The 15,537-nt window shown below is 41.2% G+C and carries 9 protein-coding genes; 1 reads left to right on the top strand and 8 read right to left on the bottom strand.

All coding sequences use genetic code 11. The features are described 5' to 3' along the window. Window positions 1-231: hypothetical protein (locus J2W69_RS20085; RefSeq protein ID WP_310281924.1), on the top strand; the 231-nt coding region annotated here is incomplete at its 5' end. Between the two features lie 260 nt (window positions 232-491). On the opposite strand, the gene J2W69_RS20080 is transcribed toward J2W69_RS20085, so the two are convergent. The 8 genes from J2W69_RS20080 to J2W69_RS20045 form a co-directional block, all read right to left on the bottom strand. Next, window positions 492-2,942 (bottom strand): ABC transporter permease, encoded by a 2,451-nt coding sequence (locus J2W69_RS20080; protein ID WP_310281922.1) that lies wholly within the window; start codon window positions 2,940-2,942, stop codon window positions 492-494. Then, window positions 2,935-3,657 (bottom strand): ABC transporter ATP-binding protein, encoded by a 723-nt coding sequence (locus J2W69_RS20075; RefSeq protein ID WP_310281918.1) that lies wholly within the window; start codon window positions 3,655-3,657, stop codon window positions 2,935-2,937. Before J2W69_RS20075 ends, J2W69_RS20080 begins: the two co-directional genes overlap by 8 nt. 842 nt (window positions 3,658-4,499) lie before the next feature. After that, on the bottom strand, window positions 4,500-5,486 hold the full coding sequence (locus J2W69_RS20070; protein WP_310281917.1) for a TauD/TfdA family dioxygenase: 987 nt from the start codon (window positions 5,484-5,486) through the stop codon (window positions 4,500-4,502). Window positions 5,487-5,536: 50 nt separating this feature from the next. Beyond that, on the bottom strand, window positions 5,537-6,805 hold the full coding sequence (locus tag J2W69_RS20065) for an efflux RND transporter periplasmic adaptor subunit (protein WP_310281916.1): 1,269 nt from the start codon (window positions 6,803-6,805) through the stop codon (window positions 5,537-5,539). 207 nt (window positions 6,806-7,012) lie between these two features. Next, window positions 7,013-8,314, bottom strand: a complete 1,302-nt coding sequence (locus J2W69_RS20060) for a class I SAM-dependent methyltransferase (RefSeq protein ID WP_310281915.1) — start codon at window positions 8,312-8,314, stop codon at window positions 7,013-7,015. Window positions 8,315-8,596: 282 nt separating this feature from the next. Further along, window positions 8,597-10,303 (bottom strand): cyclic peptide export ABC transporter, encoded by a 1,707-nt coding sequence (locus J2W69_RS20055; protein ID WP_310281914.1) that lies wholly within the window; start codon window positions 10,301-10,303, stop codon window positions 8,597-8,599. A 1-nt stretch (window position 10,304) separates the two neighbouring features. Further along, window positions 10,305-12,878 (bottom strand): penicillin acylase family protein, encoded by a 2,574-nt coding sequence (locus tag J2W69_RS20050; protein ID WP_310281913.1) that lies wholly within the window; start codon window positions 12,876-12,878, stop codon window positions 10,305-10,307. A gap of 139 nt (window positions 12,879-13,017) precedes the next feature. Continuing rightward, the coding region (locus J2W69_RS20045) for a non-ribosomal peptide synthetase (protein WP_310281911.1) at window positions 13,018-15,537 on the bottom strand (2,520 nt) is incomplete at its 5' end.

Raw genomic sequence — 15,537 nt, 5'->3', positions numbered from 1 at the left:
GTGTTCACTTTGCGCCAGAATGGGTGTTCACATAAAACCAGAACAGGTGTTCATTTTAAATCAGAATCGGTGTTCACTTTGGGGCAGAATACGCACTTAGACAGTTTGTTGCCTAACAATGTGCTGCTTTTCAAATACAGCAGGAAGCATATTGAATCGCAATCGATAAGCGAAAACTTTTCTGCCGTTCTTGATAACGGCTTTCCTATTCTACCGGTGACAGCTGATTAGTGGCCACATCACTATAAAAGTTGGTTGGATCCGAATTAATCCTGGTTCAGATACTGGTTTGGTTAGAGCGATGTGGTGAGAATTAGTTGATAACTACTATAGGCGGAACAACAACCATACCTTGCAGTATAACTGTTGTTCCGATCAGAATGCCAGCTCGTTCAGTGTGTTGGCTGTCGGCAGCTATTCGAACAGCCCGTGTACAATGGAGCAAAAGGATTCTTGCCATTATTGGTTCATATCGCTATTTATTCACTAAATCAGTCTCTTAATACTTTGCCGGGTCTGACTCTCATAACCCTATCTACGATTGCATAAATAGTAGCAATAGTTATGGTTATGACAATCAAGATGGCTGAGAAGTAAATCAAAACCGATTGCTCAACTCTTTCATTGAAAATAGACAACCAGCGCTCAATCAAATGATAGGCTATCGGTGAAACGATCAGCATGCCAATAATGCTAATAACAACATGCTCCTTTGCTAGCAAAACTAAGATGCTTAGTTTCGATGCCCCCAAGACTTTACGTAGTGCGATCTCTTTCCTTCGCTGGCTGGCGGTAAATGCACAGAGACCAAATAAACCAATAGTGGACAAGGTAACAATTAAAGTCGCAAAGGTGAAAACCAACCGCGAAAGGTTGTTATCCTCTTGATAAATCACCTCATAGTTGTGCTTCATTGATTCAATCGTCAGTGGGAAATTCTGCAACCTCGGCTCTAATAGCGACGTGACTTTTTGACGTACATCTGCATTATCTTCGGCTACATGAAGTACCAAATTGGCAGATTGAGCCCACGACAGGCCACAACCAAAAATCATTGGAAAGCTGTCCTCTTTTATTGAGCTTAGTTTAATGTCTTTAAACACCCCGACTATGGTTCCAGTGACCATTTCAAAAGGTCCTGCTGGAAAATGCGCAGTCTTACCAACAGCATCTTGCGGACTTGCAAAGCCTGCGAGGTTAACCATTGATTCAGGAATCAAGATAGATAATGTTTTATTAATACTATTAAACAAATCAGAATCTTTGTTGAAGTCTCGACCAGCAACCAGATTTAAACCCAAGACTTCAGCGGCGCTATAGCCTACAGCACCATAACCAAAAACTTGAGGGAAGGTTTCTACGCCTTGGATAGTAAAGTTACGCACGCCAGCATTAAGATGGCGAGTCAAATCAAAGTCTGTCGGTGTCGCACCTAACACACCATCAATTTTTTTCAAATCATCAAACAACGCTCTGCTAGACGCCCTATAAGTTCTTTCAAGTTCTTCCAACGGTAACTCATAGTGATCTCCGTAAGCAAAAGATTCATGAAAGAACAGTTTACTCGGATTAGTTTCAGTAACCTGAATCCTTTCAGCTCGCTCATAGTTAGTCGGCAGGCTGTTAAGAAAGCTTAATTGATTGTAAAGTATTAAAGTTCCTACCACAAAGCCGATTGAAATAGCAGCCTGAAACACCAAAACTACCTTACGTAAAATGATGGCAGTGTTACCTCGGCTTAAATCACCACTTAACACGCGTTTAGTGTTGAATGCCGAGATAAATACTGCAGGATAAAGCCCAGACAAGATGCCCAGAAAGATACAAAAGACAACGATATAAATACCGGTTATACCGATGACCTCCAAATCGAGGACACGACCGATCAACAAGTTAAAATCATTGAGAAACAGTTTAGCAATAAGGCAAGCCAAAACACCAGAGAGCAAATAAAGCCCCACTGACTCCATCAAGAACTGAGTGATCAATTGAAATCTGGTGGCTCCGATAGTCTTCCTGATACCGACTTCTGTTGCTCTCTCACCTGCACGGGCTATGTTCATATTAATAGAGCTAAAACTGACAATGAAAATTAGCAGCAAGCTTAAGATCAATGACAAGCTAACAACTAAATGAGACCCGCCCACCTTCATTTCTTCTTTCAAGTTCGGATCAAGATGAATGTTGAGCAAAGGTTGTAAGTAAAATTCAACACCGGTTGAATTCCATAACTCTGTCATAAATTTGGTTATAGATACAGAAACCTGCTTAACATCCGCGCTTTCGGAAAGTAAAATATAGGAGTAGCTCAACTTGCCCATCAATTCTTCATACGGCTTAGAGGTAATAAGCGCCTTAATATTCAAATGGGTATTGGCAGGTAAATCCTCAAATACCCCCACGACAGTCCATGAGTGATCGCCAGCAACCAGCACCTGCCCTAATGCTGAATTACTCCCAAAAAAACGAGTTGCTTCAGACTTTGATAAAGCGATTTTGTCCGGCTCTTTAAGGGCTTTTGTCAAATCCCCTTCAATAGTGGTAATAGCAAAAAAGTCTAAGATGTTGCTTGTACCTGCATAAACATCTTGTAATCTAAGATGATTACCTTTGTGCTCAACCTTAGTTTCGATTAACCAATCGCCTTTGACGAGTGCAGCCTGAGCTTCAACCCCAGGAATTTTCTGATAGTACTGCAAGCCGCGAGGACTAGACATCGAATACTTTCGGTCAGAATCTACCGCTAACTCCATCACACGATAAATTCGCTTAGCATTTGGATGGAACTTATCGTAGGACATTTCATTCATGGTGTATGCAGACACCAAAATGGTTGTCGCAATACCAACAGACAAACCTATAAAATTTAGTAACAAAAACAACTTGTGCCTTGTTAAAGCTCTAATTCCACTTTTTGCATAATTAATAATCAAACTAAGCATAGGCCTTACCTTCTTTGCTTACAGTGATTTTTTCAACACTCTGTACAGATTCATCTGATACCAGCTTGCCGTCGAATAAGCGAATAACCCTGCTACAGTATTGCAGCTGCGTTTCAGAGTGAGTCACCATGATCACAGTGGTACCCTCTTTATTCAACCGCAGCAGCATTTCCATCACATCTTGGCCATTTTTAGAATCAAGATTACCCGTAGGTTCGTCTGCGAGAAGCACTTTAGGTTGAATAACCACGGCTCTGGCGACCGCCACCCTTTGCTGCTGACCACCAGATAATTGTTGAGGCATATGCGAAGCACGGTTCTCCAAATCGAACCTTTTGAGCATCTCATTTACGCGTTCAGCGCGCTCAGTGCTTGGTAACTTAAGATAAAGAAGAGGGAGTTCAATGTTTTCATATACCGACAAAGTGTCAACTAGATTAAAGCTTTGAAATACGAAACCAATATTACTTTTTCTCAAATCAGAGAGTTTACTTTCGCTAAACGCAGAAATCTCCTGATCATTAAATTTATACGAACCGTCATCTGGAGAGTCTAACATCCCCAAAACATTCAATAAGGTTGACTTGCCGCTACCTGATGGACCAACAATACCGACAAACTCACCTTTATTAATGGTAAAGCTAATCTTATTAACAGCGGTAGTTTCTATGGTTGCTGTCCTATAAGTGCAAGAAAGACCAGTTATTTCAATCATATTATTTATTCACCTATACAATTCAGCGAGCTTTCGCTGTTCATAAATCAACCAGCACTGCAAGAAACCAAACATTCATATGCCGGCTCAAAGCAAGCACTCCACAACTATGTAAATCTCTACTGTCATCATAACGAGCCTGGCGCTCAGCTAACTCTTTCATCGAGCCCTAAGTAGTTCGACAAAAACGAAATTGTCAATATCTCACTGTTTAGAATATTTCCATGAAAGTAAAAATCATCTCCATGTGGACCTGCACCCACCGCATCCGAACTTCATGTCACCAGACGAGATGTTAATTGAGTAATCAACGCCGGATAGTTGTGCTGATTAACAAAATACTTCGACAGCACAAAACTGATTAACGCTCTACCCGCCTCGACCGCTGATAACCAAAAGATTGGATGTAAAATGAACTAGAAACCGAATTTGCTCTAGACACATCTCTGTACGGACCTTACTTTCTGACCCGGCCAGTTTGCCTGCAAGCTGGCAATTCCATCTGCAAGCTAACAATTAATCCACTAGCTTAATCTCAATTTCGCTGAATAAAGGAGATCCAATATTTTAATTTCGACTTGCCCCAGGCCAGCTGCAACGTATCATGTCGATTCGAACCAACGACCTCCTTGAATTCCACTAAGCAACTTCTTCAGGTCATTTGGTCCTAAAAACCATCTTGAATATAAACATCAAAAAAACCAATCTCATCGCTCGCGCAACCAGAACTTAACGTTAATCTACACATCAATGAATGTAAAGTTTCAAATTCATAAGTTTATGTTAATTTAAGTATTTGACACTCATACAAAACTGGTAATCGTCAGACCAAATCTTAGCTACTACTCATTTGGGCAGGCCATACCTACAATAACTTGTCTTTCACCTTCAAATGGTTCTCTGCCGTGGGTAAATCTCACGTTGTCCAATAGCATTATGTCGCTCAACTCCCATTGAAACTTGATTTTGGTATCTTCGTACAGCTCTCGAATAATTCGTAAATACTCAACTGGTATTTTTGAGCCATCGCCAAAATATGTGTTTCTGGGCAGGTTTTCTACGCCAACTGTGCTAAGTAAGGTTTCTGCGAGTTCTGTGTCTAGGTTTGAGACGTGGAACAAGTGAGCTTGGTTAAACCACACTTTTTTGTTGGTTCCTTGATGTACGATTGATGCTGGATTTATTTGTTTGGTTCTTAAGCCTGTAGGTAACCATTCATATGTCATGTCGTGGCTGTCGCAATAGGCAACGACTTCACTTTTATCATCAGTTTGAAATACTTCCCTCCAAGATAAGTCTACATCGAGGTAATTGCGTACATACATTACGCCTTTTTCTTCAAACTCTTGCTTGACGTAATCTGGTATCAGTTCGTAAATTTTTTGACTACAACTGATTGGTGTCTCGCCGCCTTTTTCAGGTGGTACCAAGCACAAAAATCCTATTCTATGAGGCCAAGAGCGCGAGTAAGAGTTTTCATTGTGTTGTGCAATGCTTTGGTTTTTTGGATACTCTGTTGCTGTGTATATATTGCCACGAAACTCAGTTCTTGGTGTTGAACGATAGGTGTATTTGAGAAGTGGGCTATTAAAAATTTCTGCCAGAAAATTACTAAACTCTCTACTGCTACGGACATTTAAACCGCGGATCAGTAGTGCGCCATTTTCGTTAATAAGCCTTTGTATCTCTGCTTTGTTATTTTTTATGAAATCAGAAGCGCTAGTATTTACATGCTCCAAATGAAGTAGAAGTGGCTGGCCTTCTACTTTTATCAGATTAGACGCATTAATTTGTGAAAGCTGTTGCTCTGTAAATTTCTCACGCTGCATAGTTGGATCCTTTGCTTCTAAGACTTGATTTGGAAGACCACTTGAATTATTTAATTTAAAATAATTTCGTCGGCATTGTTAAACGTTTGATAGCTGGACGTGATCACTTTATCCCCAAGTTCTAAACCATCGATGACCTGATAGAACTGACGGTTTTGCATACCAATTTGGATGTTCCTTCTTGTGGCTGTATTGCCATCTTTGTCAAGAACAAAAACCCAGTTGCCACCAGTAGAAGCATAAAATGCGCCTTTATCTAAAAGCAAAGTGTCATCCACTGAATTTCCAAGTGTTATCGCCAGTTCAAGACTTTGGCCTCGCTTGATCTGATGCAACTCTTGTTTTGGTATTGACTGGATGTCTACTTCTATTAAAAACTGGCCGAGGTTAACTCGACTGTCTACTTTCGACACTTGTGATTCAAGTGAAGTTTTTTCTATCTGGAACTTAACAGGCATCCCTACTTGAATTGCGTTCAGGTAATACTCATCTAATGAGGCGACAATTTTAAAACTGCCGGGAATATCGATCTGTCCCAGCCTTGAGCCTGATGCTTTGAGTTCGCCAATTTCTATATCCAGCTCGCTAAGATAGCCAGACACTGGGGCTGCAATTAAAAGGTTATCAAGACTTTTCCGAGCAAACTTGAGGTTTTCTTCTAACTTGACGGCGCTTTCTTCTAGTTGTCGCAATTGTATACTTCGGATTTTCTCTTGCTGAGCTTTTCGATTAGAATTAAGTTCTGAGCGCCTTTCAAAATAGTCCAGATTTTGTTCTAACTCTTCAATACTATTTTTCTCAACATAACCATTGTTACTAAGCTGCTTAAATTTCTTCAAGTTCCTTTTTGTGGTTAGGATCTGGTTATTAGTATCAAGAATTTCTCGTTCTAAATCCAATGCGGCTGTATCGGCATTGATCTGTGTGTTGCGTAGGAAGTTTAATTGTTCGGTGATCTGAGCTTCTCGGCTAATTACTTCTAGCTGTAATGCAGTGTTAGAAAGTCTGATCAATGGCTCCCCAACTTTAACATAAGCACCCCGCTCAACAATTTTTTCTTCTACGACTCCGCCTGAGATGGCATCAAGATAGACGGTTTTTTTTGGTGTTAAGATCCCTCGTACATTGAGATTCTCGTTGAAGACGCCTTGTTTTACGACAACAATTTTTACTGAGTTCCTTGCAACATATTGTTGCTGAACCCTGGAGTCGGAGGCAAATAATTGATATCCCAAAATCATTGATACAACAATTGCAACAGTAACAATAATTTTTGCCGGTAGAAATTTCCGTGCTGAAGGTCTTATTACTCTATCCATGAAAACTCTTTTTTATATCGCTTTGGGTAACTGTTACCCGTGAATTATTTGAATGACAATGTTTTACCTAGCCAACAGATTTATAATGCCTTATAAAACCTATTGTTTCAACCTGTCTCTAATACAAGTTGCGGGGCATAGCTCAGCTATAGCTACGATTAAATTGCACTTATTCTCAGAGCAACTAGAAAAATAAACTATTAATTATTAAGCAACAGCTTCTAAATAAGGGTAAGCTGGCGTCGTCAGACGTAGCCTTAATTCATTTAGCTCATGATATCCTAATTCCATTCTCAGACTTTTCAGTATCTCCCCAATGGATTTTTGCCCTGTACAATGCTCAAAGACGCGAGCAGCAACTTTGTCTTTAGGAAACACTGGATCCGGTTGTTTTTTATTACTGTCTTCTAACTTATAAGAGCTGTCTTCTTGCATCACATGCAACTCATAAGTAGTTCGGAGCTTCTTGAATCGAGTATTAAGGAACTCCGCACATATCTGCTGGCTAGTTTTTACCGCAAAGTCAGAGTCTTTACGTTGTACATAAAACCAAACATGAGGAGATTGTTCCAGCTTTAACAAATTACCAACTTGCCATCGGATGATGTCAGGAAGCGACATGTATTGCTCTGCAACGGCTTTGTCACTGAAATTCATTTCCCAAGAAAGTCTATCTTCAGCCTTATCCCATTGATTTAAGCATGGGGTTACTATTTCTAGATCCATAGCCTGAACGAGGGAATTAAAGGTTTCTACGGTATAGCTAAATTCTACCGGTTGTAAAATTGCATCTGCCATTGCACTTTCATGCTCGTCCACCAGTGGTTCAAGAAATGATTTCATAAGGCTACTGTAATTAGCTGCGGTGTCTCTAATCATGTAGGAAGATATTGGCAACTCAACGTCAATATTAGGCTGACGCGATGTAGAACACATCATTCGGATGGCTTTTTGGAATGACGTTGTAGTGATACGGTGATAGTAGTTGTAAACGAACAGCTCAAGGATGCCATTTCTTTTAAGCGCTCGTTCCAGCGATGCCAAAGGCGAAGAAGGGTCGAAATTATGGTGAATGACTCCAGTGCAAATGACCATGTCGAATTCATTATCATACTCTACTTCGTTGATGCTGCGCTCTTCTAGTTTTAAGTTCTCAACATTCATCCGCTCTGCTAAAGACCTCGCTGCAGCTAGAGACTCTTTGGATAAGTCTGTTCCAAGCACTTCTGAGTCAGGGTACTTTAAAGCAGTAATAACGGCTTGATTGGTGCCACAACCAGCAACCCAAATCTTAGGTTTCTCGAACAGCCTCTTATGGTCGAAATAACCTAACTCTTGGTTTAAGGTTTTGATCCAAAACTTTTGGTCATGATACTTTGCCAGCATGGACGGGTTCCAAGGAAAGTTAAATCTTCCGTAGAACTTTTTATTTATTCTGTCAACTTCAGCTAAAGAGCCTGCAGAGTGCAGATTGAAAAGATGATGATCCTGAGTCAATATTTTTTCCATATCTAGTCCAAAATTAAATTATATTTTTTCATATGTGTCATCGATAATGCTTTTGTACCAGTACATTGGAGACTCCACTAAGCACTGTTCTTCAATTCTAGATTCTAGAGCGAAGGTAAACAAGCTCTCTAAATCTTCTGGTTCCATAGTGATACACAAAAATTGTAATCGTTTAACAGCAACTTAGCTTTCTACTATACGGCACAATGACTGAATAATACAAACTGTTATGTTCCACTGACTCCTAACTCTTAGCTAAAGCCAAACGGTGTTCATGCTACCTCAGGTAGCCAACACTCTTACAACTTCAAACTTCGAAGCATTGTCCATGCCTGATCCAATCACTTTACCAGATTCCATAATTATCATTTGATCAGCTAAGTCAAAGTATCTGTCGTCATGCGAGATCACCACTATGGCCTTATTTTTCTTCTTAAGGCTAGGAAGTATCTCTCGATAAAATATATCTTTAAACATAGGGTCCTGATCTGCGGCCCACTCATCAAACAAGATCAGAGGCTTATCTTCAATAATAGTAACTATTAACGCTAGTCTGCGCCGTTGACCATCGGATAGTTTTAAGGTCGTAAATCGTCCATCTTTGAGCTGAACTTTTTTATCCATGCTAAAAGACTTTAAATAATAGTTGATTTTCTCTTTATAACCTTCAGTCAGGCTTTTTTCGTCTAACAATCGGTCAAATAAATAATAATCAGAATAAATACACGACAACTCCTGACGATAGTCATTCAATCGTTCCTTTACGACTTTAACACCATCAAAATAAATATCCCCCTCCGACGCTTCATAATGTAGTGTCAGTAGTTTAGCGAGGGTAGATTTCCCCGAGCCGTTACCTCCAGTAATATAAGTAATTTCTCCGCGGTTTATTTTAATGTTAACTGGGCCTATAACAAAAGACTTACTCTGGTTCGGTTGCAAAGGATAATTATAATAAACGTCTTTCAAAGTAACTGTTTGCCATGATGAAACCGGATTAATATATTCGCTAACCGCCTCTGGTGGCAATTCATAAAAAAGCAGATCTATTTTTCGTAAAGATATTTGGGTCATGGCAAGTTGAGGAACAAAGTTCATTATCATGATAATTGGGCCGCTGACATACAGCAATATCATGATTGAGGCAAAAATTTCTGGCAATGAGATAGCATGGTAGTTGATAAAAATAAACCCGATCCCGCCTATCGCAAAAAAGCACAATAGGTTGCCAAAATTGCCAGTTAAGGTGTAAATAGAACTTCCAGTCTTTTCCAGATCTTTGACAATCATTTCTTCTTTTTGTAAAATCTGCTCATTATAGGCGCGTTTTTTACCCTCGCTTAATTTTAGCTCTTTTGCACCTCCTATCAGTCCTTTAACGGCTTCTTGTAAGTGATCTTGATGCTCTCGAGCTTTTGAAAAGTAACGAGTACCTATAATAATAGGGATCTGATAAGCCACTACACCAAAAACGATAACCTTTATTACAAACCAAAAAATATTGAGATCAAGGTAGGCTAAAAAGCTCAATACGCCTAAGCTCGTAACTACGGCGGTAATGATTTGGGGGAATGTTCCAGCTCCTGCAACAACTGCAGAGACATCTGTGGTTAAAGCTTGGATCAATCGAGAAGGTCCAACATGCTCTAAAGACGAAATACTGGAACGCTGCACACGATCGTATAACTCTGTTCTAAGATTATGACGAATATTCAATGCTAGTCGATTGAGTATAATCTCAGAACCTGATTTAAATATTAATATAACTACGCACAGTACAAAAAATAAAGCCGCAAACTTTGAGTTAGTTACCTCTATCCCCCAAAGTTTCGTCACACTACTGCCCACTGCAAAAGTATTGTCATCTGCTAACGACATCATCACTATTGGGATCAAGGCGGAGTAACAAAGTCCAGCAATGGTGCCAAGTAACACTGCGAAAAAAGTTTTATTGGGGGCGTATTTTGCAAATAGTTTAAGCGCTTCCATATCAACCACCACTTTTCGGATAATACCTTAGCGTAGCTAAGTCGTTTTTTTCAGGTTTTTTGGCATCATTTTGTAATTTTGATGCATCCATAGAACGATAATAATGTGTTTTGCCTGCATTATATATAGCTGTTTGATCATTGTAATGCTTACTTAAAAAGTGGCCAGATTGACCTGTAGGTATTACGTAAGCATTAATCTGATCAATGGTCTTACCATCGTCTTGCTTTTTACCTAAATCAAACACTTGGCGAAAACTTGCTCCAAGTGATTTTTGGTAACCACGATTAGGTGAATTAACCCAAAGTGCCAAATTGATTGTATTCTGTGCTCCGCCCATAGGCACTTCTTTTGTGAATGGTTTTTCCAATACTGTAGAGAAGAGCGTGTGAGCTAATCTGAGATTGTGTGTTTTAGACCAAAGCCAGTCGCTAACATCATCACTGCCGATTTGTTTCTCAATCAAATCTACAGCGGCCTTAAAGCTGTTGATAAGCTCATCTTGACAAGGTATTTTTTGGCTATCACCACTAGAATTACACCAAAAATCATCGTTTGACAGCACTTCAGCCATCTTAGTCTCAGAAACAGTTAAAATAAAGTCAGAGGCCACATTAGAGTTGTTCCATGCAGGGTTAAGTTTAGTGGAGAACATCGCCATTTTAAGTTCATTGACCCAGGCTTCATATATAGTTGCGGCAACACTGTCTACCCGATATTGCGCATCCCAAGTAGACAATTGAGCCAGCGCTTCGCTAACCATATGACGCTCGTCATCGTCCACCTGCTTAATAATCGCTTCAGCTAATTTCTGGTCGGTCAGGATTGGTAATAGCGCTTTGCTATTTAAATCAACCTGATCATTTTGGATCTTAACCATATCTGAGATGTTGATCTTCTTACCTTGGGTAATATACTCCTGCAGTAAATGATGGATTCTGCGAAATCGTGCGTCTGATGCCCACTCATGAGAGATAACCAGCTCGCTTTCAATCTGACTATTCGCAGCAATCACAAAACCAGATTGGGGATTATAAATAGAAGGTAACTGGTCAAAAGGCACATAGCCTTTCCACATATCCTGGCCGCTTTGCAGCCGTTGCGGAATGACGCCTACCCCTTTTCCTCGAACAGGAATATGACCTGCTATCTGACTGCCGATGTTGCCTTGAGAGTCGGCATAAATAAAATGCAAACCAGGGGCTTTGAGCAAACTAACAGCGTTGCGAAACGCTTGCCAATTATCAGCATACTGAACTAAATGAAAAGCTTCAAAGCTTCTGTCATCATCATCTAGCGCAGCCCAACGCAGCACCACAGTCTCATGCGTGAGACGCACTGCATCACTGACGACAGGTCCCATAGGTGTGCGACGAATCTCAAAATTTACAGGTAATATGTCTTTATTCAGCCACTGTGGTGAATCTGATTTGATGTGAAAAGTCTCCTTATCGATATCAATTTCAATCGCCTGTGTACTGCCATTTTGCTTTAATACATAATGAGAGCGGTCGCTGACTGGCACGTTGAGATAAAATATGTCTTGCTGATCGCTCATCAAAGATGTTGTACCCCACGCAATATCACGATTTCTCCCTAGAGCAACACCAGGAATACCAACGAAAGACATACCAATGACATCCAGTTTATCACCTTTGAGCCCAATGGAATACCATGGCGAATTTTGCATAATAGCTAGATGAGGATCATTGGCCAACATGGTATTACCAGACTCGGTAAACTGCCCTGATACTGCCCATGCATTACTGCCGGCATAAGTCAAACCGAGGCCAAGTTCCGATTGTAGGTGAGCAGATAACGACTCGAAGTTTTCAAACGGATAAGCCCCCTTAGTTATAATCTGATCAGATTCTTCGTTAGCTCTATTTTGCAGCACTAATGGTGGGTAGGCTGTTTCAGGCTCGGGATCATGTTCGTAAAACACTTTGAGCCGTTCGGGTGGAATGACCTTTAATGCCGTCAATCTGTCGATTTCACGATACATGTTTAGCCCTAGGTTTAGCGCCAACACCTTTTGCCATGCCAAAGAATCCACCGGTTGCCATGGCTCAGGCGTAAAATCCAACGCTAAAAACTCTGGTGGCAGGGTTTGCGCTTGTGCCAGCCATGCGTTTACCCCATTCGCATAAGCAATGAGCGCATTTTGTGCACTATAACCTAAGTTACTCCACGCTTTTTCGGCCGACGGGCGTAAGCCTAAGGTTCGCATCCAAATGTCGGTTGGAAACGCAGCTCTGCCTAGTACTTCGCTTAAACGTCCCTGTACTGTTCTGCGCTGAACTTCCATTTGCCACATTCTTTCTGATGCATGCAAATAGCCTTGTATGAAGTAAGCATCAGCATCAGTTTGGGCGATCACCGTTGGTGTACCTTGCTCGTCAAAGTTCACTTGAACAGGCCCGGATATCCCTTGTAAATAAATCTCACCAGAATAATTAGGAATACTCTGTATGATTTTCCAATAGACAGCGAATAAAATAACCACAATTGGGAGCAGTATAAACACTAAAAACCTAGTAAGTATCGGGTGTTTATTAAATAGTTTTGCTAGCAAAGTACCTTTCCTTTTCAAAATTTTTCATAATCATCAATATTCCGACTTTATCTAAATGACTCCAGTGTGGGATTAGCCTTTAATATTTAGCTAAAAGCGCTGCAAAAAGTTTAAGCTCTATACTTTATAGGTAGCGTTACTATTTGACAATAAATCCAGCGATGGCGGCGGCGCCTTCTCCTTTAAGCATTGAGAAGTGATCACCTCTAACCCAATAGGCATCAACACCATTATCGAAAATACTGGACAAATACATTAGGTAGCGCTCTGTATCGACTGGCGTTTGCTCTGCTATCAGACATAGCGGCTTAAACCGGTTTTCAGTCTCAGGTTGATACTCATCAAACAAAGTTGCCTGTTGCTCAAAGACCACTTTCACCCGATGTGCAAATGGCATCAGGTGTTGCTGCAAAACTGCATCTGACGTTGAGTCCTCCGCCACTATATTCATTTCATACTTGCCACTACTTTGACCAAAATAAACATCCAATAAGCACAACTTAACTTCCAGTCCTTGATCGCACAATAACTTAGCTATAGCCAACGCTAACGCTCCGCCATAAGAATGACCGACTAATACAATCGGTCCTTCACCATGCTGTTCAAGTAAATGTTTTGACCATACTAAAGCGTTATCTTCAATGCTGCGGAAGTATGGGCTACTGTCTAATACACCTTGGTGATTAAACACCTTAAGGTTGTACCCTTTGGCGTTCAGCTCTTTAGCAACAAACAGAAAATCTTTTGCCATAGAAGCTGCGGCAGGTACTGCATAGACGAATGCACCTTTGACGTATTCACCAACCAGCTCAAGGGTATCAACTGCCATATCCAAGTTACCATCAGTGATAGCCAAGGCCAACGCTTTAATGGTTTTATGTTGAAAAATGTGTTTGATATGTAAAGGCAAAGACAACGACTGTCTGATTTTGGTGATTAATGCCACAGACAGCAAAGAATGTCCACCGAGCTCAAAGAAGTCTGCGGTAACACTGATTTTTGACTCCTCAATATTCATCACGTGTGCCCATATAGCGCACAGAGCTTTTTCCAACTCCGATTGAGGCGCTACATATTGCCCTTGCCACTCAGAAAAATCAGGAGCAGGCAAAGCTTTACGGTCCACTTTACCATTTGGTCCCAGTGGTAATTGATCAAGGACTACATATATTTGAGGGATCATGTACCCTGGCAGGCTGCCGCGCAATTGTGCCTGGCAAAACGCTCCCGGGTTTGTCACCTCTGACCAATCTCCCACAATGTAAGCCACCAGTTGTTTTTCTCGGCGGCCATCATCACTTCGAGCAAGCACCACGGCATCTTGTATCCGTTCAAGGCGATATAACTGATGTTCTATCTCTGTAAGTTCAATCCTAAACCCACGTACTTTCACCTGATTGTCCACTCGATCAATAAACTCAAGGTTGCTATCGGACAATAAGCGAACCAGGTCACCTGTGCGATACAATTTCTCTCCTTGCCTGTAAGGATTCGCAACAAAACGCTCCTCGGTCAGTTCAGGTCTATTTAAATAACCGTATGAGAGCCCCGCCCCACCAACATATAACTCGCCGGGAATACCAACAGGACATAGACGACCTTCGCTATCAAAAACATAGCAAGAAGTCTGACTCACCGCTTTACCTATGGGAACCGGCTTACCCGGTATAACCGAATCGGCAACAATCTCATAGGTCGTGGTATATGACGAGTTTTCTGATGGGCCATAACAATTTAGTATTCGCGCTTGAGCAAACTGTGCTAACGCTTCTTTAAAAACCTCAGGGGCTAAAACATCACCACCAGTTAACAGCCACTTGACATGAGGATGTTTAGGTTTTGTCGCCAACCACTGCTCAAACAAACCACAGGTGAGCCATAACACATCAATCCGATACTCATCAACATACTGATTTAATTGTGATAGATCAATATATCTATGGGGGTAAAGAACCAAAGCGGCACCATTGAGTAATGCTCCCCAGATCTCCAATACCGACGCATCAAAATTAACCGTAGCAGTTTGAGATACCCTACTATTGGCGTTGATGGTCATAAACTCCGGTTCAAACACAAAACGCACCACACCTTGGTGTGGTGTTAAAACCCCTTTAGGTTTACCGGTTGAACCTGAGGTGTAAATCACATAGGCCAGCGATTTATTGTCAAGCGCTGGCGCAAGATCATCAACTGCCATTTCGCTAAACAGCTGCTCATCATCTACCAACACCGCCTCACATTCGTTTGGTACTACCTGGGACAATGAACTGTGAGTAACTAAAAGCCTGATACCACTGTCTGCCACCATAAAGGCCAAGCGCTCTTGCGGATAGCCTGGGTCAAGCGGTACATAAGCGCCACCGGCCTTTAATATACCTAGCAGACCCACTATCATAGAAACCGAGCGCTCAATACATATACCCACTAAGGTATTCGGCTGAACCCCTTTCTTTCTAAGATAATGCGCTAACTGATTGGCTTTTTGATTGAGCTCACCATAACTTAGGCTGTCTCCACCACAAACCACTGCAACCGCATCAGGCATTTTCACCACTTGGCGTTCAAATAACTGGTGGATACATTCGTCCGGCAGTGGCTTCGATGTGTTCATCTCGCCAAGTTGCAGTAAATGCTCACGTTCTTGCTTACTCAACATGTC

Source organism: Rheinheimera soli, assembly GCF_031457405.1.
Classification (GTDB): Bacteria; Pseudomonadota; Gammaproteobacteria; order Enterobacterales; family Alteromonadaceae; genus Pararheinheimera; species Pararheinheimera soli_A.
Note: the sequence above shows the minus strand (reverse complement) of the source record. Positions and strands in the feature narration are given on the sequence as shown.